Source organism: Cryobacterium mannosilyticum (assembly GCF_004402705.1).
Taxonomy (GTDB): domain Bacteria; phylum Actinomycetota; class Actinomycetes; order Actinomycetales; family Microbacteriaceae; genus Cryobacterium; species Cryobacterium mannosilyticum.
Genome location: NZ_SOFM01000006.1, coordinates 20,067 through 46,142, shown reverse-complemented (window position 1 = coordinate 46,142; position 26,076 = coordinate 20,067). Strand labels below are relative to the sequence as shown.

Sequence of the window (26,076 nt, the reverse complement as noted above, 5' to 3'; positions counted from 1 at the left end):
GCGCGTGCGGGGCATCCGAAACACGGCGGAAACCGGCGCAACCTAAGCTGGGGGCATGTCTGCCCAGTATTCGGTCCCCCAAGAACGCAAACTCGTCACCGCCCTCCCGGGCCCCAAATCGATCGAGCTGCAGGAACGTCGCCTGCGCTCGGTGTCCCGCGGCGCGGGCACCCTCGCCAATATCTACATGGACCACGGGGCCGGCGCGATCCTCGTCGACGTCGACGGCAACCAGATCATCGACCTGGGTTGCGGCATCGGCGTGACGACCATCGGCCACGCCAACACCGAGGTGGCCGCCGCGGCCGCCGCCCAGGCCGCGAAGCTCACCCACACCCTGTTCACCGTCACCCCGTACGAGAACTACGTCGCCGTCGCCGAGAAGCTCGCCGAGATCACCCCCGGCGACTTCGAGAAACGCTCCGTGCTGGTGAACACCGGTGCCGAGGCCGTCGAGAACGCGGTCAAGATCGCCCGCAAGTTCACCGGCCGCCGCGCGATCGTCGCCCTCGACCACGCCTTCCATGGCCGCACCAACCTGACCATGGCGATGACCTACCGCCCCTGGCCGGAGCGCGCCGGGATGGGCCCCTTCCCCGGTGAGATCTACAGCGTGCCCACGAGCTACCCGTACCGCGACGGACTGACCGGCGAGGAAGCCGCCGAGAAGACCATCGACTACATCACGACCCACATCGGCGCCACCGAGATCGCCGCGTTCTTCGTGGAGCCGATCCAGGGCGACGGCGGCATCGTCATCCCCGCTCCCGGCTACTTCAAGCGGATCCGCGAGTTCTGCACCGACAACGGGATCGTGCTCGTCGCCGATGAGATCCAGGCCGGAATCGCCCGCACGGGAACCTGGTACTCGATCGAGCACCACGACGTCATCCCCGACCTGGTCACCACCGCCAAGGGGATCGCGGGCGGTTTCCCGCTCGCCGCGGTCACCGGCCGCGCCGACATCATGGACTCCGTGCAGCCCGGCGGCATCGGCGGCACCTTCGGCGGCAACCCCGTCTCCACCGCCGCCGCCCTGGCCGTGTTCGACCTGATCGAGCGCGATGACCTGCTCGGCGAGGCGAAGCGCGTCGAGAAGGCCCTCTGGGCCCGCATCGGCGACTGGACCGAAAGGTTCCCGGTCGTCGGCGACGTGCGCGGAAAGGGCGCCATGTTCGGCGTCGAGCTCGTGCACCCCGGCACGACCACGCCGTACCCCGAGGCGCTCACCGCGATCATCAAGCACGCGACCACCAACGGCGTGATCGTGCTGGATGCCGGCAGCTGGGACTCCGTGCTGCGCATCATGCCGTCGGTCGTCATCTCCGAGGCGCTCATCGACGACGCGATGAGCGTCATCGAGGAGACCCTCACGGCCCTCTCGGGCTCCTAACGCGGCAGGTCTCGGCGCGGCGTCGGGGCGCGGCACCCGGGGTGCGGCGTCGGGGCGCGGCACCCGGAACTGCGCCGTGAGCAGGCGCCGCGGACGGTGGTCGAGCCTGTCGAGACCGCGGACGGTGATCTCGACTGGCCCGATCACCGTGAGGCGGCGACGGCCTGCGGGGCGTGGCGGACCGGGAAGTTGACGGATGCCGCGATGAAACAGAGACTCGCCGCCTCCGCGTGCAGGCTCTGGGCCAGGTCGATCTGGCCGGGGTCCCGCACGGTCACCCTGGGGCGGAGGACGGCCTCGGTGAAGTGACCACCGCCATCCTTCGTCTGCACCATGGTGCCGGTCGCGTCGTCGGTGTAGCCGACCACGACGACCCCGTGCCGCACGGCGACGTGCAGGTAGGACATCAGGTGGCATTCGCTGAGCGCCGCCAGCAGCAGTTCCTCCGGGTTCCACCGGTCGGCGTTGCCGTGGAAGCTGCGATCGGCGGATGCCTCGATCGGCACCTTGCCGGTCGCGGTGATCGTGTGTTCCCGGCCGTACTCCCGGTAGTCGCTGGTGCCGGTGCCCCGGTTCCCGGTCCAGGCGACCGTCACGGCATAGCGGTGCTCACCATTCATGGCATCTCCTTCGGGTCCGCGGCTGCAGGAACCGATTCTCGCAGCAAATCGCCGCCGCGCGCGCCGGGCTGGTCGGTAAACTGGTTGCATCATGACTGACACGCTGACGCCCTCGACTACCCCGTCCACTTCCGCCGCACCGGTCTACACGGTGACGCAGGAACGCAAGATCGTGACCGCGATTCCCGGGCCGCGCTCCACCGAACTGCAGCAGCGACGCCTGGCCACCGTGTCGGGCGGCGTGAGCAGCGCGCTCCCCGTCTACATCGCCAAGGCGAACGGGGCGATCATCGTCGACGTCGACGGCAACCAGTTCATCGACCTCGGCGCCGGCATCGGCGTGACCACGATCGGCCACACCGAGACGAGCGTCGTCGCGGCCGCCGTCGCCCAGACCCAGGACTTCATCCACACCCTGTTCACGATCACGCCCTACGAGGAGTACGTCCGCGTCTGCGAACTGCTCGCCGCGCACACCCCCGGCGATTTCCCGAAGAAGTCGGTGCTGATCAACTCCGGCGCCGAGGCCGTGGAGAACGGCGTGAAGATCGCCCGCAAGTACACCGGCCGACGCGCCGTCGCCGTGCTCGACCACGCGTACCACGGCCGCACCGTGCTCACCATGGCGATGAACTACAAGGCGATGCCCTACGCGACCGGCTACGGCCCGCTCGCCAGCGACGTCTACCACGCACCCAGTTCCTACCCGTACCACGACGGCCTCAGCGGCGCGGATGCCGCCAACCGCACGATCACCTACCTCGAGAAGGTCGTCGGCCCGACCGACCTGGCCTGCCTCGTGGTCGAGCCGATCCAGGGCGAGGGTGGCTTCATGGTCCCGGCCGACGGCTATTTCACCGCCCTGCAGGAATGGTGCACGAAGAACGGTGTCGTCATGATCGCCGACGAGATCCAGAGCGGCATGGCCCGCACGGGCAGGTACTACGCCAGTGAGCACTTCGGCTGGACCCCCGACCTCGTGCTCACCGCCAAGGGCATCGCCGGCGGCATGCCGCTGGCCGCCGTCACCGGTCGCGCCGAGATCATGGATGCGTCCCAGCCCGGCGGCCTCGGCGGAACGTTCGGCGGCAACCCTGTCTCCTGCGCCGCGGCCATCGCGGTCTTCGAGTCGATCGAGAACAACGACCTGCTCGCCGAGGGCGCCCGGATCGAGAAGACGCTGCGTGCGGGTCTCGGCGCGCTCCAGGAGAAGTACGACATCATCGGCGACATCCGCGGACGCGGCGCCATGATCGCGATCGAGCTCGTTCAGCCCGGCACCGGGGACACCAGCAAGGAGCCCAACGCGGCCGCTGTCGCCTCGATCGCCGCCTACGCCGCGCAGCACGGCGTGCTGCTGCTCACCGCCGGCACCTACGGCAACGTGCTCCGTTTCCTGCCGAGCCTCGCCGTGACCGACGCCCTGCTCGCCGATGCCCTCTCGGTCATCGACGACGCGATCGCCGCACTGTAGTCCCGCCTGACCCCGTGACCTCTCCCTACACAGCCGCGACCCTGCACGGTCCGCACACGTTCACGGTCGCCGATGCGGTCGAACTCGCCGTCGTCGAGCGCAGCGGCTTCATCGAGTCCAGGCACGCGGGTTCCGCGGTCGTGCTCACCAGCGAGGGCGCGGTCCTCCGCGCCCTCGGCGACGTGACGACCCCTATCTTCCCCAGGTCGTCGATGAAGCCGTTCCAGGCCATCGCCGTGATGGCCAGCGGCGTCACCCTGCGCGGTGAGGACGCGGCGATCGCCACGGCCAGCCACAGTGGCACCCAGCGCCACGCCGACCTCGTGCGGGGCCTGCTGTTCCGGGCCGGGATCCCCGAGACGGCTCTCGCCTGCCCCGCCGCGTGGCCCGACGACTCCGCCACCCGCGATGCGCTGGTGCGGCTGGGAGCCGGCAAGGCCCCGGTCTACATGAACTGCTCGGGCAAGCACGCCGCGATGCTCGTCGCCTGCAAGCAGAACGGCTGGCCGCTGAACGGCTACCTGGACCCGGAGCATCCGCTGCAGAAACGCATCCTCGACGTCGTCGAGCGGTTCACCGGCGAACGGCCGTCCGCGACCGGGATCGACGGCTGCGGCGCGCCCGTGCACGCCCTCTCGCTGACGGCCCTGGCCCGCGGCATCGCCCGGATCGCCACGTCCAAGTCGAACTCGCCGTTCGCGATCTACCGCGAAGCCGGGTTCCTCGCCGAGGCGGTGCGGCAGAACGGCTGGGTCATCGCCGGCCCCGGGCTGCCCGACACCATCGTGATCGAACGGCTCGGCCTGTTCATCAAGACCGGCGCGGAGGGCATCATGGTCGCCTCGGCCGCGAACGGGATCACCGTGGCCCTGAAGATCCTCGACGGCAACCTGCGGGCGGCCACCATCGTGGCCCTGCGCCTGCTGGCGGATGCGGGCGCGATCGCGCACACCGACGTCGAGGCGCTGCTCCCCGACCTGGGCCTCGCCGTCTACGGCGGCGGACGCCAGGTCGGCCAGATCCACGCCAGCTACGTCTGACCCTCTCCGATCAACCCGACTTCGCGAGCCGTTTCGCCCGAGCCGCGGCTGACACCTGAGCGCTGACCACGATCACCAACGCCAGGATGAACACGGCGGAGGCCACCACGTTCGCCTCCGCCGGGATGCCGCGCGACGCCGAGATGTAGATGTACTTCGGGAACGTCGTCACCGCCCCCGAGTTGAAGTTCGTGATGATGAAGTCGTCGAAGCTGAGCGCGAAGGAGAGCAGCGCGGCGGCGAGGATCCCCGGCAGCAGCAGGGGGAACGTGATCCGCAGGAAGACCTGTCCCGGCGAACCGTACAGGTCGCGGCCCGCCTCCTCCAGGGCCGGGTCGAGGCCGGCCACCCTGGCCTTGACCGTGACCACGACGAAGCTGATGCAGAACATGGTGTGCGCCAGGATGATCGTCACCATGTCCTTGGGCACGCCCACGGACAGGAACTGGGCGGCCAGACCCGCGCCGAGCACCACCTCCGGCGTGGCCATCGGCAGGAACAGGAGCAGGCTCACCCCGGAGCGGAACCGGAACCGATACCGCACGATGGCGATCGCGATCATGGTGCCGAGCGCGGTCGCGGCCACGGTGGCGACCGCGCCGATGATGAGGCTGTTGCCGAACGCCTCGCAGACGGCGCCGTTCTGAACATTGCAGACGTTGAGCCACTTGTCGAGGGTGAAGCCGCGCCAGGTGATGTTCGACTTCTGCGAGTCGTTGAACGAGAAGATGAAGGTGTAAACGATCGGTACCATCAGGAAGAGCAGGGCGAGCACGGCGTAGACCGGCAGCAGCCACCGCCCGAGGGAGAATTTCACAGCAGCTCCTCCGTTCCGGCCCGCTTGACGTAGACGCTCACGATGACGAGGATCACGCTCATCAGGATGATCGAGAGCGCCGCGGCGGCCGGGTAGTTCTGCAGCACCAGGAAGTTGGCCTCGATCACGTTTCCGATCATCTGGCTGTCCGGCCCGCCGAGGAAGTCCCGGCTGGCGTTCACGTAGTCGCCGGCGGCGGGGATGAAGGTCAGCAGGGTGCCGGCCACGATCCCAGGCATCGACAGCGGGATGGTCACCTTGCGGAACACCTCGACCGGGTGCGCGTACAGGTCTCTGGCCGCCTCGAGGTAGCGCAGGTCGAGGCGTTCGAGGGTCGTGTACAGCGGGAGGGTCATGAACGGGATGAAGTTGTAGGTCAGACCGAAGATGACGGCTGCGGGCGTTCCGGTGAAGTGGGCATCCGGCGCCATCAGGGCCACCGCCTTCAGCGAGGTGATGATGAACGATTCATCGGAGAGGATCTGCTTCCAGGCGAGGGTGCGTAGCAGGAAGCTGATGAAGAACGGCGCGATGACGAGCACGAGCATGAGGCTCTGCGCCAGCGGCCAGCGCCTGGCCGTCACACCGATGAAGTAGGCGAGCGGGTAGCTGAAGACCAGCGCGAGCACGGTCGCGATCAGCGCGAAACCGAACGAGCGCAGGATGTGCGGCAGATAGTCGGTGACGACCTGCACGTAGTTCTCCCACCGGAACGCGTAGGTGTACTGGCCGATGTCCCCGAACTCGGACGGGGCCTGGAACGACGTCAACAGCAGGGAGACGAGCGGGGTGAGGAAGAACAGCACCAGGTAGAGGATGCCGGGAAGCAACAGCAGGAGCGCGACCGGGCTCTTGCGCCGCGGCACCTGCTCGGCCTCGCTGGTGGTCGTGGCGAACGCGGCGAACGCCATCGTCAGACCTCCTCGAGCTCCGTGATCAGGGACGCCCGCCTCTGCGCCGCGATGCTCCTCGTGGTGGTGTCCGCCTCGAACCGTGGCGTGTCGGCGGGCTCGTCCTCCAGGCCGAAGCCGTGCGTGATGTCCCAGCTGACCCAGACCTCCCCGCCCTCCTCAGCGACGGGCCCGAAGGCCATGTTCTGGGCGAAAACGATGAGGGTCCCCACCTGCGGGACGGTGATCAGATATTGCGTGCTCACCCCGCTGAAGGAGACGTCGATCACCCGGCCGGGGCCCATGGTGTTGCGGGCCGGGTCGTCGGCGGGGGCCGACAGGTGCAGGCTGAGCTTCTCGGGGCGGATCCCGATGGTGACCTCGCCGGCGTGGCGATGGGCCCGGGCGGCCGGCACCACGATCCTCTGCCCGGCGACCGCCACCGCGATGGCGTCGCTGGTGCTGCCGACGACAGGGCCGGTGAAGAGGTTCGACTGGCCGAGGAAGTTCGCCACGAACGCGGTCCTGGGCAGTTCGTACAGTTCCTCCGGGGCCCCCATCTGCTCGATCCGGCCCTTGTTCATCACCGCGACGGTGTCGGCCATGGTCATGGCCTCCTCCTGGTCGTGGGTCACGTGCAGGAACGTCAGGCCCACCTCTTCCTGGATGGTCTTGAGCTCGAGCTGCATCTGCCGGCGCAGCTTGAGGTCCAGGGCGCCGAGCGGCTCATCGAGCAGGAGCAGGGCCGGCCGGTTCACGATCGCCCGGGCCAGCGCCACCCGCTGCTGCTGTCCGCCGGAGAGCTGCTGGGGTTTGCGGGCTGCGAGGTGGTCGAGTTCGACCAGGCGCAGCGCCTCGTGCGCCTTGGCGACCGGTTCGTCGATCCGGCGCCGGCGCAGCCCGAACGCCACGTTCTCGAGCACGGTCATGTGCGGGAAGAGCGCGTAGCTCTGGAAGACCGTATTCACCGGCCTCTGGTAGGACTTCTGCCCGGTGATGTCCTTGCCGCCGATCAGGATGCGACCCGCAGTGGGTTCCTCGAGTCCGGCGACCAGGCGCAGGGTGGTGGTCTTGCCGCATCCGGACGGCCCGAGCAGGGCGAAGAACGACCCGGCCGGGATCTTCAGGTCCAGGTGTTCGATTGCCGTGAAACCGGGGAACCGCTTCTGAATGCCGACCAGTTCCAGGTCGGCCCCCTGCGCCGCGAACGCGCTCGTCGTCATGGCTCAGGACCCGAGCAGGATGCTCTGGAACGCCGCGTCATACTTCTGTTCTTCCGCCCCGGTCAGGGTGCGGAAGACCCGCGCCTTGGCCAGGGTGGCGTCGTCGGGGAAGATGAGCTGGTTGCTCGCGAGTTCCGGGTCGATCGCCATGGCCGCTTCCCTGGCCCCGACGACCGGTGTGATGTAGTTCACGTAGGCCGCGACCTCGGCCGCGACGGCCGGGTCGTAGTAGTAGTTGATCAGCTCTTCGACGTTCTTCTTGTGGGTCGAACCGATCGGCACGACGAAGTTGTCGTTCCACAGGGTGCCGCCCTTCTCCGGCACGACGAACTCCCATTTGTCGCCGTTCTCCGCGTTGAGCTGCACGATGTCACCCGACCAGACGATCGCCGCAAGGGTGTCCCCGTTGATCAGGTCCTCCTTGTAGGAGTTGCCCTTGATGTTGCGAACCTGGCCGTCGGAGACCTGCTTCTTGAGCACGTCGATCGCGGCGTTGAACTCGTCGTCGCCCCAGTCCCCGGAGATGTCCACGCCCGCGTCCAGCATGATCAGGCCCATGGTGTCGCGCATCTCCGACAGCACACCGACCCGGCCCTTGAGCTTGGGGTCCCAGAGTTCCTCGACCGAGGCGATCCCGTTCGGGAGCTTCTCCTTGTTCCAACAGATGCCGGCGAAGCCGCCCTGCCATGGCACCGACATCTTGCGACCCTTGTCGAAGCCGACGTCCTTCAACGACGGCTGCAGGTTGGCGAGGTTCGGGATGTTGGCGTGGTCGAGTTCCTGGGTGTAGCCGAACCGGATCAGCCGGCCCACCATCCAGTCGGTCAGGCAGACGGTGTCGGCGCCGATGTCCTTGCCGAGGGCCAGCTGGTCCTTCACCTTGCCGTAGTAGGTGTTGTTGTCGTCGACGGCCTCGGTGTACTTGACCTTGATCCCGGTCTTCGTGGTGTACGCGTCGAGCGTGGGGTAGTCACCGGCGTCGTCCACGTCGATGTAGAGCGCCCAGTTGTCCCAGCGGATGCTCTTCTCCGCGGCGGACTTGTCAGCCGCAGCCTTCGGCTTGGCGGCACCCCCGGTCGAACAGGCGGCAAGGGCCAGCGCGGCCGCTCCGGCACCCGCGCCGGTGAGGAGGGTGCGGCGACCCAGTTGGGCACGCTGGGCCTGACGAATGAGCTGCTGGATCATCGGGTCTGCGGGCAACGGCCTGGGCTTCATCTGTGGGGTCTCCTTGCGTCTTTCAGCGGGTGAACTCTCACGCGCAACAGTGCGGGTGGGTAGATACTCGCACAGCAGAGCGGTTTTGCCACCGAAGAGTGGCCAAATCGTTAATTGTGGATGGCTTAACTCGCGAAATCCGCGCTTTACGGCGTCATCCGCACTCGAAATCGGTGCTGGAGCCCCGCTAGAATCGCGTCCAGGGGCGGAACGGCCCCGTGCCGGTCGAAGGTCCCATGCCAGTCGAAGGAGCGCCATGAAGGTCGCAATCCCGTCAGAGGTCAAGAACAACGAGTTCAGGGTCGCGATCACCCCGGCGGGCGTGCACGACCTGGTGGCCCAGGGCCACCAGGTGCTGATCGAGACCGGCGCCGGGGCAGGCTCGTCGATCACGGACGAGGCATATGCCGTGGCCGGCGCCAGGATCATGCCCGATGCGGCATCCACCTGGTCGGAGGCGGACCTGCTGCTCAAGGTGAAAGAGCCGATCGACAGCGAGTACGGCTTCTTCCGGCCCGACCTTCTGTTGTTCACCTACCTCCACCTCGCCGCGGAGCCTGCCCTGACCCGTGCCCTGCTCTCTAGCGGCGTCACCGCCATCGCGTATGAGACCGTTCAGCTTCCCTCCCGCGCGCTGCCGTTGCTGGCACCGATGAGCGAAGTCGCCGGCCGCCTGGCGCCGATCGTCGGCGCCAACGCCATGCTCAAGCCGAACGGCGGGCCCGGTCTCCTGGTCCCGGGTGTTCCCGGCACCCACCCTGCCCGGGTCACCGTGCTCGGCGGCGGTGTGGCCGGCACGGCCGCGATGCAGGTCGCCCTGGGGCTCGGCGCCCAGGTGACCGTGCTCGACACCAACCTGTTCCGGCTGCGGGAGCTCGACGCCCTGCACTACGGCCGGGTACAGACGATCGCCTCCAACAGCTACGAGATCGACCGCGCCCTGGTCGAGTCCGACCTGGTCATCGGGTCGGTGCTGATCCCGGGCGCCAGGGCCCCCAAGCTGGTCAGCAATGAGCTGGTCTCCCGGATGAAGCCGGGCAGCGTGCTCGTGGACATCGCGGTCGACCAGGGGGGCTGTTTCGCGGATTCGCATCCGACAACCCACGCCGACCCCACGTTCGTCGTGCACCGGTCGCTGTTCTACTGCGTCGCGAATATGCCGGGCGCCGTGCCGAACACGTCGACATACGCCCTCACCAACGCCACACTGCCGTACGTTCGGCTGCTCGCAAACCGGGGCTGGAAGGACGCCGTGCGGGCGGATGCCGCGCTGGCGCTCGGCCTGTCCACGGCCGGCGGCCTGGTCACCAGCGCGCCGGTCGCGACCGCCCACGGTCTTCCGCTGGCCGAGATCGCCGACGTCCTCGCCTGAGTCCGGCACCGGTCAGCCAGGCGCCGGGAGCGTCGCCCGCACGACGGCGCCGTCGGGGCGCAGCACCCAGACCCGGCACCGGCCGGGGGCGAGCGGCGGTGGCAGGTCCCGGCGACGGCTGATGGCGCGGAAATCGGCCAGGCCGCAGCCGTCGAACACGATCGCCGTATGCGGGCGCAGCAGCCCGAGCAGCGACCAGTGTGCCTGCCAGGTGTCGGTGTCGCCGACCAGGACGGCACCGTCGTCGGCCAGCACCCTGAGCCGGCCGGCCTCCGCGCTTACGTTGGCGGAGAGGTCGATGATCTCCCCGGCACGGGCTGAGGTGAGAGCCGCGATGGTGCGGGCCGGCGAGGCTGCCACGACGAGCAGGGAGCGGTGCCCGGCGAGGGTGTCCCCCGCGGCGGCGTGCCCCACAGCGGTGTCCCCTGCGGCGGCGGCGGGGCCCCTTCCGGGTGAGGAACGAACGGCACCCGGCTCCGGCTGGAGCAGCTGGATGCGTGCGCCGTTCCAGCAACCGCCGCCCGGGGGCACGGCCGCGTCGAACAGGGCTGGATCCGCTCCGGCGGCGACGTGGGCGCCGGCATCCGGCATCCGCAGCACCAGCCGGCTCTGACAGAACGAAGGCAGCGCCTGCAGAGCGCCGGAGAGGTGTTGCACGGCGACGACGATGACCAGTCCGGCGGCCGGCCCGTCGCGGAGCAGACTGGTGAGCCGTTCGAGCGCGGCCGCCCGGTGTTCATCGCCCCACCGGGCGTACACCGAATCGAAGTCGTCCAGCAGGACGAGCCGGGCCTCCCGGGAGCCGGCGTCGAGGCAGGCTCGCGCCTGGGCGAGGGTGTCCCAGACCGATTCGACGTCAGGCGGAGGAGCCAGGACCGCGGCCATGCCGGAATGGGAATACTGGGCTGCGACGGATGCCAGCACTGTGCTCTTGCCGGCGTGCCCGGCCCCGACGACGAGGAGGTGGCCGTCGCGCTCCGGATCGTAGCGGGCGACCCGGTAGCGTTGGTGCTCCGGTTCGTCGAGCAGCCCGAGGAGAACGCCGGTGGCCGGTCCTCCTGGTTCCCTGGTCGTGGTCGTGGTCGTGGCCGCCGTCTCGACGCGGGCCAGGTCGTTCCGCGTCACCCGGCGGGGCAGCGGGTCGAGCCAGGGCCGGCGCGGGTTCGGCTCCGCACCGCGGCGATTCTCGCCGCACCGACCGACGATCGCCCTGAGGTCGGCTTCGGTGGTCGTGGCCACCTGGCAGAGCAGAGGGTCTCCTTCGAGCGCCGAGATGAGGCAACGCCCCGGCACGGCGGCCGGGAGCGCGGCGGCGGCATCCGTTCCCAGCACGGCCTGGCTGTCGGCGCGGTTGTTCACCCGCAGGGAGACCCTCAGGTTGCAGTTCGCGAGCAGGGCGTCGCGCACGACGCCGTTGGGGCGCTGCGTGCAGAGGATCAGGTGTACTCCGAGCGAGCGACCGCGCGCCGCGATGTCGAGGAAGAGCGCGTGCAGCTCGGGGAAGGCCGTGAGCATGGTGGCGAATTCGTCCACCACGATCACGAGGCGCGGGAGCGGATTCGACCGGGGACCTGCGCTGTTCAGTTCGGTGATGTCGCGGGCGCCGGCGGCGCGCATGGCCCGCTCCCGGTGCCGCAGCTCCGCGGCCAGGCTGGCCAGGGCGCGGGCGGCCTGCCGCCCGTCGAGGTCGGTGATGAGACCCACGCAGTGGGGCAGGGCGACCAGGGGGCGGAATGCGGCGCCGCCCTTGAAATCGATCAGCAGGAAGGTCACCGCGTCGTGCGGATGGGCCGCGGCCATCGCCGCGACCCAGGTCACCAGGAGTTCGCTCTTGCCGCTGCCCGTGGTGCCTCCGACGACGGCGTGCGGGCCGGCCGCGACGAGGTCCAGCGTCACCCTGCCTTGTTCGCCGATGCCGATCACACCGGCGAGGCCCGGCGGGCGTGACGATCCCGCCGCGGTCCCCGGCGACCGAGGCAGGACGGCCGCCGGGTCGGCTTCGGCCAGCTCCGCCAGGGTCACCGAGGCGGGAACGGGACCGTACCGGCCGATCAGCCCGGCCGTACGAGCTCTCTCGCCCAGCCGCACGGCGAAGCCGGCGGCCTGGTCACGGGTCACCAGCTCCGGGCGGAAGCGGAGTCCGGCGGGATGCACGGGCGACCGCACGATTTCGGCGCGCGTCGGCCCGTGCGCGCGCACGATGGTGTCGCAGCCGGTGGGGAGTTCCTCCAGGCAGCGGCCAAGCGCGATGAGCGGCCGGGATCCGGTCGGGACGCCGGCGGGCGTCTCGCTGTCGCAGACGGTGATCAGCCGGTCCGGCGACCGGGCCGCGGCGTGCGGGAGGGACGTCGCCCAGGCCCAGTGGCCGGGCGGCAGCGCGGCGAGGCCGACCGGGCCAGGGGGCAGGACCGCGGCCGCCTGCACCAGCAGCCCCCTGGCCATCGCCCGGCCCAGGGCCGGTGCCGCCACGATGCCGACGCCGTCGTGCAGGTCCGCGGTGATCGGCGCGCCGGTCAGGGTGGCCGCCAGCGCGCGGATTCCCGGTTCGTCGTCGGGGTCGGCACCCTCCAACCGCAGCCCGCTGGTCACGTCGCCGCTGCCCAGGCTGACCAGCACCGGCGCGGCCGGTCTCGCGCTCCAGTGCACGGTGCCGCCGGGATCCTGGAGGATGCCGGCCGCCGACGGGGTGCGACCCCAGGCGGCCCGGACCAGGGCGGTCCTGCGCTGTTCGACTTTCACGCGGAGCGCCGCCAGAGCGGCCCGGTGGGTCTCGTCCGCTCGGATCCGGGTGCGGCGCCGGGTGCGGCGGCCGTCGACCATGCTGCCCACTGCGATGACGGGGCCGAGGACGGCGAAGAGGAGCACGAAGGCCGAGCCGGTGAACATCCAGATCGCGACAGCGACCACCACCGGGGCGGCGCTGGCGATCAGCGGAAACCCGGGCGAGGGCGGATCGACCGGCCGCGCCGGCAGGATCAATGGGTCTTCGGGCCGGAACACCGGTCAAGGAGACCACGGGAGCGCCCGCGCCGGGACACCGGGCGGGCATCCGCGCAGCACCCAGGGAAGGCCGCGGTGGGGAGGGGAAGCTAGTTCACCATGAAGAACTGGTCGGCGATCTCGACCCGTGACCCCCGCGGCACGAGGTAGCGGCGGCCGGGCTCGCACCGCACGGACGTCGAGTCGGGGCGCCGGATGATGGTGCCGTTGCCCGAGAAGCGGTCACTGACCCAGAATTCGCCGTCATGCTGCCCGAATTCGAGGTGGCTCTTCGACACGGACATGCCCAGGTCGCTGACCTGCACCAGGATGTCGAAACGCTCGGTCGGTTGCGGAAGGGGCCGCCGGCCGACCAGCCCGGTGCCCTGGGCGGAGACCGTCTCGCCCGTGCTGAACTGAAGGACGAAGAGCGACGTGCGCGGCGCCGCGACAGGTGGCTGCAGCGCGGGAGGCTGCAGCGCGGGAGACGGCGGGGCAGCGGGGATGACGGCCGCGACCGGCGCCGATTCCGGTGCCACGGGCACTGCACCGTGCTTCGGGGTGGGCTCGGGTTGCTCTGCGGCCTCCGGCGCTGCGGCGGGAGGTAGCTGCACCCGGCCGTCGGCGCCGAGCGGGATTGAGATGACCACAGGCTGGCGCGGAAGCGGCTGGATGATCGTGGTGTCGCTGGGGCGCGGGTCGGGGCGTTTGCGGGTCTTCGGTGTGGCGGTGCTCGAGCTGCCGCATTCGCCGCAGAACATGGCGCCGGCCGGGAGCGCGGCACCGCAGATCAGGCAGTTCACGTCGCCGATCCTCCCTTGCCCCGCACCGCGCTGAGAACGGATGTCCCTCCAGCGTAGCGACCCAGCGACCGGAGCGAGACGAGCGCCGCAAGCCTCGTCCGGCGCGTCTTCCCTGCCGACAACCCGGCCCGCAACTGGGCGACGGACGCCCAGACCGTGTCAGCCTCCACCGTGCCCGGCCGGTCGGGTGCGAACACCGCACGGTCGACGACCGAAGCGAAGGCCATCGGCGCGGGGCCGCCCACAGTCTCGGCCACCTCGATCCTGGTTGCGCCGGCGGGCACGTCGATGCCGTAGTCCAGCGCATTGTCGGCGAATTCCCGCCAGCCGCCGCGGATCCGGTCCAGCGGCGCCGTGAGGCTTCGGCGGAGCCTCCGCCGCCGGGCCTTGGCGGCGATGATGAGCAGGAACGGCGCGGCCAGCACCGCAAGTCCGAGCAGGGTCCAGCCGGCCACCGTGGCCGCGGCGAGCAGGAAGGCGAGCAGCGGGTCGAGGGCCGCCGGGAGGTCGTCGATGGATCTTTCCGGCGGTGCCGCGTCGCGCTGTTCCGCGGTGTCGGGGACTGCAGGGGGTACGACCGACTGGGGGCGGGACACCACCGCGGGCTTGTCCGGCTGCTTCGCGGGGATGTCCCGCACTGCCGGGTTCGGGTCGATGGTGACCCACCGCCCGTCGGCCGACTGCACTTCGATCCAGGCCGAGATGTCGGCGCCGGTGACGGTCACGGAACCGGACCCGCCGGAAGCCGCGGGTACGAACCCGACCACGACCCTGGCCGGGAATCCCAGCCTTCGGGCGAGGAGGGCTGCCGCCACGGAGTATTGCTCGGCGTCGCCCAACATGGGCCGGTCGGTGAACAGCTGGCTGATCCGGTCTGCTCCGTGGCCCGAGCGGCTCACGGGCTCGTCGGCGCCGACCCCGTGACTGATGTAGCCATCCGTCTTCAGGCCGGCCAGCATGGCCTGGAGCTGGACTCCCGGCGGGTCCCCCGGCCGCACGTAGCGGGCGAGGACCTGGTCCAGATCGTCGGGGACCACGTCGAGGACCGGCAGAATGGCCGCACCCGGTTGCAGGGCGGCCAGGGCGGCCGGTTCCCGCGGCATCACGGCGACGCTTGTGTAGCGGTCCCCCCTGGTCAGTCCGGTCAGCACAGCGGCGGTGCCGATGTTGTCGTTGTAGAAGAACGCGTCGGAGCGGGCGAGGGCCGTCGGCCCGGAGAAGGTGATTCTTTCGAGCGCTCCGGAACCGGGAACCCAGATGCCGTTGTAACCGTCGACGGTCACCGCGAGGCTGACCTGTTCCCCGCCGGCCCCCGACTGGTCGAGCCGGTCGGGCAGCCTCGTGAAGGAGCCGGATACGCTGGTGGCGGCGGCGCTGCCCACCGAGTAGACGATGCCGTCGTAGCTGTCGAGGGCCGCGATTCGAATGCGCCCTCCCGTGGGGAGACCGCGCACCTCGAGCAGGGCCTCGTCGGCGGCGCCCGGTTCCAGGTAGCCGCGGAATGCGCTGAGCGGGCTGGGGTAGGACCGTGGATCGAACGGCTGCTGCACCCGCGCACGCAGCACGTCGCGGGGAACGCTCGCCGGGAGCGCGATCGCCGCGACCGTGCCTGCCGCGATGGCCACGGCGATGACCAGCGCGGCGCTGACCAGTCCCCTGGCCGCGCCGAGGCGGCGGTCGGCGGCGGACTCGATCGTCCGGCGGGATTGCTGTGCGACGAGGCGCACGATCGCGTGCCGGCGCACCCAGCGCAGCCACAGAAGCCAGAAGAGCAGCACCACGAAGAGTCCGAGGGCGGATTCGATCGGGGTGGCCGCCCTCGTCGGCCCCAGTCCGATCCCGGCGATGAAGAGCACCGCGGGCGGAAGTGCCGCGAGTTCGCCGATCCGGGTGCGAAGCGCAATCGACAGTCCCGCAACGGTGCTGAGCAGCACCAGGATCAGCGCCGGCACGAGCAGCGCCTGGTACGAGCCGACCGGCAGCACGATCGTGACGAGCTGCTTCCAGCTCAGGGCCGTGGCCCTGAGCAGGTCGAGCAGGCCCTGAACGGACGGAAAGACCCGGTTGATGGCTTCACCGGGGATGGCCAGGGGCACCCCTGCCAGCAGGAAGACGGCGATCGTGACGAGGCCGACGACCCATGCCGGCCAGCGGAAGATCGCGCCGGGCACGGCGACAAGCGCACCCAGGGCGAATGCGACGACGACGAGCACGACGAACTCGGTGCTCCGGTAGATCGGCCAAAGCGAGGTGGCGGCGACGAAGATGGCCGTCATCAGGCCGAGGGTGTTGCCGAGGATGAAGCCCCAGTCGGTGCGCGGCCGGCGGGCCGGCCTGGTCGCCCTGCGCGCGCTCATACGGCGGCCGCCCTGGCCAGGCTGTGCTGCAGGTCGTCCAGGAAGCCGATGGTGAGGACGCTGAGCTCGGCAACCCTCCGGAGGCTGGGGATGTTCTCCGGGTCGCAGACCACCGCGACCACCTCGACCCCGGCCGGGAAACGATGTGCGGCGGCGCGCAGTTCGGTCAGGCTGGTGGACGACCCCGTGACCAGGAACGCCACCGAGATGCCGGCGACCTTGTCGGCCGCCGCCTTGGCCAACTCACTGACAGGCAGCGCCGCAGCGGACAGTTCCACCCTGCTGAGGTCGTCGAGCAGACGCGTGCGGGTGAGCGTGCTCAGGCTGCGAACCACGGACGCCCGCCGCCGGGCACTGCCCGGAACCACCTCGCTGGCCACGACCGACACCGTTCGAGCATCACGGATGGCCCGCACACCGAGCGACCCGGCCACGCTGACCGCCATCTCGAACTCGTCCTCGGTCGCGAAATCGGACTCCGCCAGGCTCAGGGCCACCATCAGGTGGCTGCGGCGCGACTCCTCATACTGCCGAACCATGTAGCGGCCGGTTTTGGCCGTGCTCTTCCAGTGGATGCTGCGACGCTCGTCACCGGGCACGTATTCGCGCAGCGCGTGGAAGGACATATCGCTGTTGGTCAGGTCGCGGGTGGGATTGCCTTCGAGGTCGCGGATGAACCCGGTGCTCATGCTCGGGATCGGGATGGTGCGCGGATGCACGAAGAGTTCGACGCGCTCGGCCCAGACGATTTCCCGGCGCAGCAACCCGACCGGGTCACCGCGCACCGTGCGCACCGGTCCGATCGGGATGACACCCCGGCGGGTGGCCGGAACGATGAAGACGTCTTCGAAGCTGCCCCCGCGGGCAAGCCCCGGCATGGCGAATTCGGCCAGCCCGGCGCCGACCGGGACCTCCACGGCGACCCCGGGGAGCCGCTGCCTGGTCGGGTTCAGCACCGTCACCTCACCGGGCACCTTCGCCCCGACGACCACCCGGTCGACCGGAAGGGACAGGTGGATCTCATAGGCGTTGCGCCCGAGCAGGAAGCAGAACGCCGCCAGGACCAGGACGGACCCGGACCAGGCGATCGCAACGAGTTCGGTCCAGCCGAGGCCGTAACCGAAGAGGAAGGAGAAGAACACCACGACGAGGAGACACCAGCCGAGCGGAGTGACCACTGAGGCGACGAAGCCGCCGATGGTGGAGCCGAGCTCGGCCAGCGCCCGCCAGGCCCGAACCGTGGCGGTGATGGCGTCGGCCAGCCTGCCGTCCCGAACGGGCGCGTCCGGCCGGCCCGGCGCACCCGCCGGCACCTGAAGTGCGGTATCCGTTCGGCCGGTGCCACCGGGGAGGTCAGCGGTGCCCCGGGTCACCCCGCTGCCGGTGAGTTTGACCTGGCTCACACAGTCAGCCTGTCGCTGGGCGGCGGGGTCTCGATCAGGATCCGGGCGATCACGCTGGACGGTGTGACCCCGTCGAATTCGGCCTCGGGGTCGAGGAGAAGCCGGTGGGCGAGCACGGTTTCCGCGAGTTCCTTCACGTCGTCTGGGATCACGTAGTGGCGGCCGTTGGCAGCGGCCAGAGTCTTGGCGGTGCGGACGAGGGCCAGGGCGCCGCGCACGCTCACGCCCAGTCGAACCTCGGTGCTCGTGCGGGTGGCGTCGATCAGCCGGGCCACGTAGTCGTTGATGGTGGCGTCGACGAAGACCGTGCGGGCGAGGGCCGCCAGCTCGACCACGGTCTCGGAGGACACGATCGGCGGCACCACCGTCTCGTGCGCGCGCAGCCCGGCGCCCTCGAGGATGCGCACCGTGGAGGAATGGTCCGGGTAGCCGATCGAGGCCTTCATGATGAACCGGTCGAGCTGGGCCTCCGGCAACCGGTAGGTGCCCGCCTGCTCGATCGGGTTCTGGGTGGCGATCACCATGAACGGCGCCGCCACGGGATGGGTCACGCCGTCCGCGGTGATCTGCTCTTCCTCCATCACTTCGAGCAGGGCCGACTGGGTCTTCGGGCTGGCCCGGTTGATCTCGTCGGCGAGGACGATGTTGGCGAAGATCGGACCCCGGTGGAACTCGAAGGCGCCGCTGCGCTGGTCGTAGATGCTCACGCCGGTGATGTCTCCCGGCAGGAGGTCGGGAGTGAACTGCACACGGTTGCTCGAGCCGCGGACACTCTGCGCAATGGCGCGGGCGAGCGAGGTCTTGCCCGTTCCCGGCACGTCTTCGAGCAGAAGGTGCCCGCCGCTGAGCAGGGCGGTGAACGACATCCGGATCACGTGGTGCTTGCCGAGCAGCACCTGTTCCACCCCGGTCACGAGTCGGTCGAACACCTCGGCGAACTGGGTTGCCTGCTCCGCGGTCATCGTCATGGGGTGGTCACTTTCGTTCGGGGCATGGGCTCAGGCTCGGTGCGAGGCTCATTCTGCGTGGCTCATTTGTCATAGGAGAAGGCACGTCCGTTCACCGTCACGGTGAGCCGCACCGTGCCGGCCGGCTGCGGCGAGGAAAGGGTGCACGTGTTCGCCAGGCCGGCAACCGGGGTCACGGACGAGTCGCCCGGCACGAGGCACTCGTAGGTCGCGCTGAGCCCGTTGTTGTCGGGGCCGTTCGTCCAGGAGAACACGCCGGTCTCTGGAGTGTAGACCAGCCCCTGCACGGCGAAGCTCACGGATGCCTCCGCCGACGCCGGGTAGGTCCCGGACCAGGTCCCGCAGGAGCCCCAGACCGTGCAGGCCTGCACCTGGAAGCGAACCACCTGCCCGAACCGGAATCCGAGCGGCGCCCGCGGCCAGGTCGTCGCCGGGAAGGTGACATCGGTCCACGGCATCGGGTTGCCCGAACCGTCGACGGCACGGATGTTGTAGTGGTCGACGCCGGCGCTCGGGCGCACGCCGTCGATGCGAAGGTCCCAGGAATCGCCGTTCATCGCCATCGGGCTGTTCACGGAGGTGATGGCGCCCGGCGCCGGCCGCACGAGCACGGTCGCCACCGCGGTCGGGGCGCAGCCGGCCCGATTGTAGCCCCAGACGACGAACGAGTAGTGCCCGTTGTCGGCGAGGAGGTTGTCGAAGACGACGGAGGTGGTGCCGGCGGCGACCGTCTTCTGTTCGGCGACGATTCCGCCCTGGGTCGGCGCGACCAGCGTTCCGGGGGCCGGGCTGGTCACCGAGCAGGACTGGGCGCCGGTGGGCACCTGATCGGCGCTCACCCGCTGCACGAAGTAACCCGCGATGCCGTCTCCGCGGCCGTCGAATGCGTCCCAGCTCACCGTGACGGAGCCGCTCGAGTCGACCGAGTTCGCGCTGATCGCGCCGGCCCGGGCCGGGCCGAACGGCCGCCCGTTTCCGGTCGACGTGTTCCAGGTGGACAGCGCCGGGTAGGCGTCATTCCGCGCGCTGACCGTGAACGCGACATCCGTGCCGTTGACGAGTCCGCCGACGTCGATGGTGCAGGAGCCGGCGCTGCAGGACGGCCCGGATGCGCTCACCTCGCTTTGCGGAGTGCCGGCGACCGTGACGACGTAGCCGCGCATGGCGGTGCCTCCGCCGACCGGGTCGACCGTGTTCCAGTGCAGGCGCAGCCCGGAGTCGAGCGGCTCGGCCGTCAGCCCGTCCGGGGCCGGCGGGACGACGTCGGACCAGACCCGGTCGGCGAGCACGGTGGCCGCGGACAGGCCGATCCCGTTGCGGGCGGCGACGGCGACTCGCACCGCATTGCCCTGGCCATTGCCGGGGGTGGAGAGCTCGCAGGCCGTGGCCTGGCAGAGCGTGCTGCCGACGACGGCGCCCGTCGCTTCGCTGGTCAGGGTGATCTCGAAGCCGGAGACGGCGGAGTTGTTCGACGCTCCCGCGTTGAACGACACCGAAATCCGGCGGTCGGCGAATGAGGTCACCCGGAGGCTCGACACCGGGTCGGGTTTGTCCTGCACCGAGATGCGCACCGTGCCCCAGGCGAACCGGTCAGGGTCGCCGGTCGCGTCGGCCACCTGATATTGCAGGTTCGTGTCGGCGGGCGCGGCCTCCGGCGCGACCTTGACGGTGAGGCGGCTGTTGTCGGCGCTGGGGGTGATGCTCACACCCGCGGGCACCCCGGCTCCGTCGACGCCGCGCACCGCCACGACCCGCAGCGGCACGGCCGGGAACGGGTTGGTGGCGCCGTCGTTCGCGAGCACATCGACGACGGTGCTCTGGCCGCGCGGGGCGATCACGGCGTCGGCGGCGGGCACGGCCAGCGGCCGGGTCGACGCGACCACGCCCATCTCGATCCGGCCGGCCTTCCCGGCGTTGATGCCGTCGCGCACGCCGATCGTGATCGTTCCGCGGCCGCCCTTGGGAGTCGACTCGGAGGCGTGCAGGGTCAGCTGCTGGCCGTCGAGGGAGTAGCTGAAGCCGACGGGTCGAGGCTCGAGCACCGTGTAGGCCAGTTCGGCCTGGTCCTTCGGGTACGGGTAGGAGGTGAGCCGGGTCAGGTCGATGACCTTCGTCTGGTCAGGCTCGAAATCGAGCACTGCGCCGTCGAAGCCGGGCGGCTGGTTCTCGCGCGGGGTGACGTCGATCGGCAAGACGATCGTCGCCGTGCGACCGTCCGGGTCGCCTGCCCGGGTGCCGTCCGTCACCTCGAAGGAGATCGAGGCCGGTCCGTAGTACTGGTCGCCGCTGGTGAACACGAGACGAGTGTCGGAGGAGACCAGGTCGGCTCCGTCGGAACGGGTGGCCTGCACGAGGCTGCGATCGGTGAGGCGCACACGCCGGCCGCCGACGGCGACGACGTAGTCGTTGATGTCGATCGTGAGGGTCGATTCGCTCTGGACCTTGAGCGGAGACATCCCCTTCCGTAGTTGCGGCAGGGCGTCGTTCGAACCGGGAACCCAGATGAACGCATAGGAGACGATGCTCGCGTCGTCCGGGTTCGCCACCTCGAACGGGATGATCCGGCTGCTCTCACCGATGCTCACCTGCACGCGGTGCTTGCCGGTCACCTCGGCGACACTCGAGAAGCGGGCCGGGACGGACAGGTCCAGGCTGCCGGCGGGCCCGTCGGCGAAGAACACGTTGGCGAGCACGTCGACGTCTATGGTGCGCCGGTCGAGCACGTCGGAGAGCGCCAGGTGCGTGTCGCGGGCGTCGGGCCGGGAGCGCGGGGCATCCGCCCGCACGACAACGGTGAGGAAGGTGGAACTCGAGCCGCCGCGATCGTTCTGGATGTCGTAGATGAATCCGTAGCGTCCCTCCCTGGCCGGCGCGTGCACGGAGACGGCGTCGCCGACGACGACGGCCTTGCCCCGAGAGTCGGCGGTGCCGGTAGGTTCGACGCCGGTGATGGTCAGCACGCCGCCGTCGGGGTCCGAGTCGTTTCCGAGCACGCGCACCCTGACCGTGGAACCCGGGCGCACGATGACCTCATCCGGCGCGGCGACCGGGTTGCGGGCGCCGTCCAGCCGCGGGCTGATTCCGACCCGCACGGTGCCGACGGCGCGGGCGCCGAGGGCGTCGACGACCGAGTAGGTGAAGGTGTCCGTGCCGGCCGAGTAGTCCCCCGCGGTGTAGTCGATCGAGTCGGAGCTTCCGATCGTCACCGAGCCCTTGCCGGGGTTGGTTTCCTGGCCGACCAGTTGCACAGAGTCGCCGTCGGGGTCGATTCCCGACAGCGGGATGGGGATGCGCACCGTGTCGCCGGCAAGCACTCGGGCGGTCACCGTCTTCGGCACGGGCGGATTGTTCGAGTTGGGGTCGGCTTCCCGCACCGAGATGCGCACCTCGGCGTTGGCGAACTGGCCGTCCGGCGCGTTCACCCGGTAGACCGCGGTGAAGTTGCCGGTCGTGTTCGGGGCAAGGTAGCGCAGCACGGTGCCCGACGCGAAGAGCAGGCCTGCTTCGGCCGGGAGCCCGGTGGCGAGGGTGGGATCGAGCGTGAGGATGTCGCCATCGGGATGTTCGTCGTTCGCCAGCACGGGCACATCGATGGCATCGCCGACCCGCACGGAGACCGTGTCCGGCACGGCGAGGGGTGCCTGCTTCCGGGCCGGTGGCGGGATCTCGATCACCGTCACCATCCCCTCGGCCTCGGCCAGTCCATTGCTGATCCGGTAGCCGAACGCGACCGAGCCGTTCTCGAGTGGCTTGGTGAGGGTGACCCTGATGATGCGCTGGTCGAGGATCTCGACGCGCAGCCCGCTCACGGGCGGCACGTTCATCGTGCCGGTGACCAGCAGCACGCCACCGGCCGGGTCGATGTCGGTCGCCAGCACGTCCACCAGGGTGGCTTGCTGGCCGCGCACGAACGCGGTGTGCGGAACGGTGATGGGGGTGCTGTTGGCGTCGGGTGCCGCGGAAACGTTGACGCGGATGCGACCGGTCGCGGTGAGCGCGCCGTCCGTCACCGCGTATTCGATCTCGTGCACACCGATCGCGCTGCTGGCGAAGCGGAAGCTTCCGCCGTCGTAGTCCGGGGTGATGGTCACATCCGGCTTCGCCGGCACGCTGCTCAGGCGGAGGGGCGCCGATCCGCCGCGGACGTGCTCGAGCGGAGACACCGTCACCTCGACGCCGGCGGTGGCGAGCACGACGAAGGCTTCGGCGACTATCGGCACCGATCCGGAGGGACGGACCGTCACCTGGAGCGTCCCGGTGCCCGTCGCCCGGCCGTCGGACACGGTGAGGCCGATCGACTTCGCGTCGGAACTGCTGCCGGCATCCGTGTAGACGACGGCGCCGCCCGGGGTGAAGCTGATCTGGTCCGGCGCCACGGCGGTCGCCTCGGTCAGGTAGATCGGATCGCCGTCCGGGTCGACCCAGTCGCCGAGCACCTGGCTGGTCACCCGGCCGCCGGCCCTCACCGTCGTGTGGGTGCCCCGCGCCTGCGCCGGGGCCGAGTTCTCCTCCGGGCCCCGGATGGTGACCGTGACCGTGGCCGAGGCTTTGCCGCCCCGGCCGTCATTGACGGTGTAGCCGAAGCTCACCGCTCCCGTCGCGGTCGGTTCCAGCGTCAACTGAACCTGCTGGGTGTTCCCGACCAGGTCGAGTCTCCCCGTCTCGGGTCGGAGGGTGGTGAGCGAGTCGATCACCAGGACGTCGCCGTTCGGGTCGAAGTCGTTCAGCAGCACGGGCAGGATGACGGTTCGCCCTGGCCGCGCCCCGAACGCGTCGTCGACGGCGACCGGCGGGACCTGCGCCTTCTCGAACTCCGGCGGGGTGTCGTCGTTGTTCTCCACGACCCTCTGCTGGTCCTGGTTGGTGTCGATCAGCTCGGCCCAGTTGTCGATGAGCTCGTTCCCGTGCTGCACCGCCCACGCTGCCCCATTGAGAGCGTCGTTGAGCACCATCCCCGTGCCGTTGCGGCGGAAGGCGAGCCGGGCGTCGCCCGCGAGGCCGGTGAGGGTCTCGGTCCTTCCGTTCGCCGGGTCGCCCGCACAGTCGCGCCACACGGTGCCGTCTCCCCAGGCGGCATATGAGCAGCTGTCGTCCGAGGCTGGGGCGACGGTCTGCCCGGATCGTCCGCTGACCACGGTCGACGCGGTCCCGCCGGCCAGGGGAACCGCCTCGAGCCCACCGCCGTGCGCGACCAGTACCCGGTCGCCGTGAACGCCGGGCTCCTGCAGCTTCGGTCTGTCGCCGGCTCGGATGTCCCGGGAGAGGTCGGTCTCGCCGCCGGGAAGGAACAGTCGCAGGGTCGTCGCGTTGAAGAGCGCCCACTGGCCGGCGACGCTGGTCAGCTGGTAGCTGTCTTCCGGGGCGCCGGCGGCCACCGCCACGGTTGAGGCGATCGCGTCCGGACGGGCCGGTTCGACGAGCGACAGGGAGCCGGTCGCCGGTGTGAAGGCGTACAGCATCCCGTCGGCGTCCGCGCTGACCACGGACCCGGCGCCGAAGGAGAGCCCCGGCTCTGCCGTGCTGTCGAAGCCGGCGAGCCGGTCGGCCGCCAGATTCCAGACGTCGCCGTTCGAGACGACGACGGCACGATCACCGGCGAGGAAGATGCCCGGCGCCTTGGGCGGCAGCGCCACGCTCTCGGTGACCTTCGCCGTTGCCGGGTCGACGATGTCGACGGAGTTGTTGCCGCGGTCGAGCACCAGGACGGTGGCTCCCTGCTGCACGACATCGAGCCGGGAGCTGCCGGCTTCGACAACGGTGTTGAGCTCGAACACGGCCGTGTTGGCTCGTCCGACGACCTGGCGGGCCTCGTTCGTCACCCAGACGGCGGCATCGCCGAGATCGAGCCGCTGGGCGGTGTAGCCGCCCGACACAATCGCCACGGTGGCAATGACCGCCACGATGACGGTGCCGCTCAGCATCGTGGTGAACAGCGACCGGTGGGCGGAGAGCCACCGGCGGATCATGGGCCGTCACCAGCGGTGTCGACGCACTTCTCCCCACTGGGCGTCCCGCCCTTGCCGTCGCGGTTGACGGTCACGGTCACGCAGACCCGGGGCTGGCCCTTGGGGTCGACGCTGAATTCGGTTCCGCGCTGGATGCTGCTCTCCCCGGTACGCAGCGCCACGACGTAGCTGTCACCGTCCCTCACCCCCGGGTCGGCCCAGCTGAACTGCACCGTGCCGTTCCGGAGCTCCCCCGACACGTCGCTGACCGTGGGGATGCCGGAGCCGACCTGGCGAACGAGGACCGTCGCTGCGGTGGCGGCGAGGCCGACGATGATCACCGCTGCCGCAATGAACGCCCAGAGGGTCAGGGTCCGCCGCCCGGGTCGGTGCGCGGTCGTCACGGACTCGCCGCCGGTGAGGCTGGGCGGCCGGGTCGCCGAACGGGCCAGGCTCGTCGCCGCCTCCGGCCTGCGGCGGCGGCGCCGGCCGGCGTAGGCGTCGACCGAGTTGACGGCGGTGATCCGGGTCTTGTCCGACTGGTCGGCGACGGTGTCCGTGGCCCAGCCATCCATCACGACTTCGAGCGGGGTCTGCGGCAGACCCAGTTCCGCCTCCACCGATTGCAGCTCGCGGATGAGCTCGAGCACACTGCGCTGCCGCAGCTCCGGGCGCCGGGACATGGTCTTCGCCAGGATGAATTCGAGCCGGGCCGGCACATCCGCCCGGTCCAGGGCCGGGATCCTGGCCTTGTTGATCCTGGCCATGATCCGGGCCGAGCTGTTCTCCTCGCCCGGCAGCTCGAACGGGGACCGTCCGGCCAGCAGCGAGTACAGGGTCGCACCCAGCGACCACACCTCGGAGGCGATCGAGCCGGAAATCTCGTCGAGGAGCACCTCGGGGGCCGACCAGGGTATCGACAGCCCGATCGCTTCGGAGTTCTCCACCTCGCCGAGGGTGGCCGCGATCCCGAAGTCGGACAGGACCGGATGACCATAGGCCGTGACCAGGATGTTCGACGGTTTGAGGTCGCGGTGCAGCACCCCGCTCTGGTGGGCGGTCTCCACCGCGCTGGCGATCTTGATGCCGATCCGCAGCACCTCGGGCACCGACAGAGCTTCGACCCGATACCGCTGGCTGAGCGTGGAGGAACAGTACTCCATCACCAGGTACGGCCGCCCGTCGGCGGACACACTGGCTTGGAAGACCGTCAGGATCGACGGGTGCGAGCTGAGCTGTGCCATCAGGTTGGCTTCGGCCTGGAACAGCTGGCGCACATGGTCGTTCACGATTTCGGCCAGTAGCACCTTGACGGCAACCTGGCGCCTGGGCATGTTCTGCTCATACAGGAACACGTCGGCGAAGCCGCCTGATCCGAGCACCCTCAGGTAGGAGAAGCCCGGGAGATTCGGGGGCGTCGAGGGCAATCGCCGAGCCATGTTCGCCTCCCCGTGTAACGGTGCGTGTCGAGCGTGCTGTGAACGCTCGTCGAACGGGTAAAACGAACGAGCGTCTGATAAGTCTAGGCAACGGTCGAGCCGCACAGCCTGAAGCGACTACCCCAACTCTGGGGGTAC

General features: G+C 70.0%; 16 protein-coding genes. 4 read left to right on the top strand and 12 right to left on the bottom strand.

The annotated features are described in order from the left end of the window. Nucleotides 1-55: 55 nt before the first annotated feature. A complete protein-coding gene (locus tag E3O32_RS01345) occupies nucleotides 56-1,393 on the top strand; it encodes an aminotransferase class III-fold pyridoxal phosphate-dependent enzyme (protein WP_134506252.1) in 1,338 nt (445 codons plus the stop codon). Nucleotides 1,394-1,536: 143 nt separating this feature from the next. Here E3O32_RS01345 and E3O32_RS01340 read toward each other — a convergent pair whose 3' ends face one another. Further along, nucleotides 1,537-2,013 (bottom strand): OsmC family protein, encoded by a 477-nt coding sequence (locus E3O32_RS01340; RefSeq protein ID WP_134506250.1) that lies wholly within the window; start codon nucleotides 2,011-2,013, stop codon nucleotides 1,537-1,539. A gap of 91 nt (nucleotides 2,014-2,104) precedes the next feature. Between E3O32_RS01340 and gabT the strand changes: the two genes are divergently transcribed. After that, nucleotides 2,105-3,487: a 4-aminobutyrate--2-oxoglutarate transaminase gene (gabT, locus tag E3O32_RS01335; RefSeq protein ID WP_134506248.1), complete on the top strand. Its 1,383-nt coding sequence runs from the start codon at nucleotides 2,105-2,107 to the stop codon at nucleotides 3,485-3,487. A gap of 14 nt (nucleotides 3,488-3,501) precedes the next feature. Further along, complete coding sequence (locus tag E3O32_RS01330) at nucleotides 3,502-4,527, top strand: asparaginase (protein WP_134506246.1); 1,026 nt, start codon at nucleotides 3,502-3,504, stop codon at nucleotides 4,525-4,527. A gap of 10 nt (nucleotides 4,528-4,537) precedes the next feature. Here the strand turns inward: E3O32_RS01330 and E3O32_RS01325 are convergent, their stop codons facing one another. Genes E3O32_RS01325 through E3O32_RS01310 form a run of 4 tightly spaced genes read right to left on the bottom strand, consistent with a single transcriptional unit; the run spans nucleotide 4,538 to nucleotide 8,672 of the window. Continuing rightward, nucleotides 4,538-5,344 (bottom strand): ABC transporter permease, encoded by an 807-nt coding sequence (locus E3O32_RS01325; RefSeq protein ID WP_174774790.1) that lies wholly within the window; start codon nucleotides 5,342-5,344, stop codon nucleotides 4,538-4,540. Beyond that, on the bottom strand, nucleotides 5,341-6,255 hold the full coding sequence (locus E3O32_RS01320; protein ID WP_134506244.1) for an ABC transporter permease: 915 nt from the start codon (nucleotides 6,253-6,255) through the stop codon (nucleotides 5,341-5,343). Before E3O32_RS01320 ends, E3O32_RS01325 begins: the two co-directional genes overlap by 4 nt. Before the next feature lie 2 nt (nucleotides 6,256-6,257). Then, nucleotides 6,258-7,457 carry an ABC transporter ATP-binding protein gene (locus E3O32_RS01315; protein ID WP_134506242.1) on the bottom strand — a complete coding sequence of 400 codons (1,200 nt, stop codon included), beginning with the start codon at nucleotides 7,455-7,457 and terminating at the stop codon, nucleotides 6,258-6,260. A gap of 3 nt (nucleotides 7,458-7,460) precedes the next feature. Next, nucleotides 7,461-8,672 carry a polyamine ABC transporter substrate-binding protein gene (locus E3O32_RS01310; protein ID WP_134506240.1) on the bottom strand — a complete coding sequence of 404 codons (1,212 nt, stop codon included), beginning with the start codon at nucleotides 8,670-8,672 and terminating at the stop codon, nucleotides 7,461-7,463. A 256-nt stretch (nucleotides 8,673-8,928) separates the two neighbouring features. Between E3O32_RS01310 and ald the strand changes: the two genes are divergently transcribed. Further along, on the top strand, nucleotides 8,929-10,044 hold the full coding sequence (gene ald / locus E3O32_RS01305) for an alanine dehydrogenase (RefSeq protein ID WP_134506238.1): 1,116 nt from the start codon (nucleotides 8,929-8,931) through the stop codon (nucleotides 10,042-10,044). Nucleotides 10,045-10,056: 12 nt separating this feature from the next. On the opposite strand, the gene E3O32_RS01300 is transcribed toward ald, so the two are convergent. The 7 genes from E3O32_RS01300 to E3O32_RS01270 form a co-directional block, all read right to left on the bottom strand. After that, the gene (locus tag E3O32_RS01300; RefSeq protein ID WP_134506236.1) at nucleotides 10,057-13,044 is read right to left on the bottom strand and encodes an FtsK/SpoIIIE domain-containing protein; all 2,988 of its coding nucleotides are present in this window, start codon (nucleotides 13,042-13,044) and stop codon (nucleotides 10,057-10,059) included. 89 nt (nucleotides 13,045-13,133) lie between these two features. Beyond that, nucleotides 13,134-13,826 carry an FHA domain-containing protein gene (locus E3O32_RS01295; RefSeq protein ID WP_134506234.1) on the bottom strand — a complete coding sequence of 231 codons (693 nt, stop codon included), beginning with the start codon at nucleotides 13,824-13,826 and terminating at the stop codon, nucleotides 13,134-13,136. Next, on the bottom strand, nucleotides 13,823-16,183 hold the full coding sequence (locus E3O32_RS01290) for a transglutaminase-like domain-containing protein (protein WP_134506232.1): 2,361 nt from the start codon (nucleotides 16,181-16,183) through the stop codon (nucleotides 13,823-13,825). Before E3O32_RS01290 ends, E3O32_RS01295 begins: the two co-directional genes overlap by 4 nt. Then, a complete protein-coding gene (locus E3O32_RS01285) occupies nucleotides 16,180-17,586 on the bottom strand; it encodes a DUF58 domain-containing protein (protein ID WP_241974444.1) in 1,407 nt (468 codons plus the stop codon). Before E3O32_RS01285 ends, E3O32_RS01290 begins: the two co-directional genes overlap by 4 nt. After that, nucleotides 17,583-18,554, bottom strand: coding sequence for an AAA family ATPase (locus E3O32_RS01280; RefSeq protein WP_134506230.1), 972 nt, complete (start codon nucleotides 18,552-18,554; stop codon nucleotides 17,583-17,585). The genes E3O32_RS01285 and E3O32_RS01280 overlap by 4 nt, the downstream gene beginning before the upstream one ends. 62 nt (nucleotides 18,555-18,616) lie before the next feature. Next, nucleotides 18,617-24,520 (bottom strand): fibronectin type III domain-containing protein, encoded by a 5,904-nt coding sequence (locus E3O32_RS01275; protein WP_134506229.1) that lies wholly within the window; start codon nucleotides 24,518-24,520, stop codon nucleotides 18,617-18,619. Further along, nucleotides 24,517-25,938: a serine/threonine-protein kinase gene (locus E3O32_RS01270; RefSeq protein ID WP_134506227.1), complete on the bottom strand. Its 1,422-nt coding sequence runs from the start codon at nucleotides 25,936-25,938 to the stop codon at nucleotides 24,517-24,519. The genes E3O32_RS01275 and E3O32_RS01270 overlap by 4 nt, the downstream gene beginning before the upstream one ends. Between the last annotated feature and the right edge of the window lie 138 nt (nucleotides 25,939-26,076).

Coding starts and splice junctions, on each gene's coding strand:
- E3O32_RS01345 (WP_134506252.1), top strand. CDS start 56: ATGTCTGCCCAGTATTCGGTCCCCCAAGAACGCAAACTCGTCACCGCC.
- E3O32_RS01275 (WP_134506229.1), bottom strand. CDS start 24,520: ATGATCCGCCGGTGGCTCTCCGCCCACCGGTCGCTGTTCACCACGATG.
- ald (WP_134506238.1), top strand. CDS start 8,929: ATGAAGGTCGCAATCCCGTCAGAGGTCAAGAACAACGAGTTCAGGGTC.
- gabT (WP_134506248.1), top strand. CDS start 2,105: ATGACTGACACGCTGACGCCCTCGACTACCCCGTCCACTTCCGCCGCA.
- E3O32_RS01290 (WP_134506232.1), bottom strand. CDS start 16,183: ATGAGCGCGCGCAGGGCGACCAGGCCGGCCCGCCGGCCGCGCACCGAC.
- E3O32_RS01340 (WP_134506250.1), bottom strand. CDS start 2,013: ATGAATGGTGAGCACCGCTATGCCGTGACGGTCGCCTGGACCGGGAAC.
- E3O32_RS01280 (WP_134506230.1), bottom strand. CDS start 18,554: ATGACGATGACCGCGGAGCAGGCAACCCAGTTCGCCGAGGTGTTCGAC.
- E3O32_RS01310 (WP_134506240.1), bottom strand. CDS start 8,672: ATGAAGCCCAGGCCGTTGCCCGCAGACCCGATGATCCAGCAGCTCATT.
- E3O32_RS01315 (WP_134506242.1), bottom strand. CDS start 7,457: ATGACGACGAGCGCGTTCGCGGCGCAGGGGGCCGACCTGGAACTGGTC.
- E3O32_RS01320 (WP_134506244.1), bottom strand. CDS start 6,255: ATGGCGTTCGCCGCGTTCGCCACGACCACCAGCGAGGCCGAGCAGGTG.
- E3O32_RS01270 (WP_134506227.1), bottom strand. CDS start 25,938: ATGGCTCGGCGATTGCCCTCGACGCCCCCGAATCTCCCGGGCTTCTCC.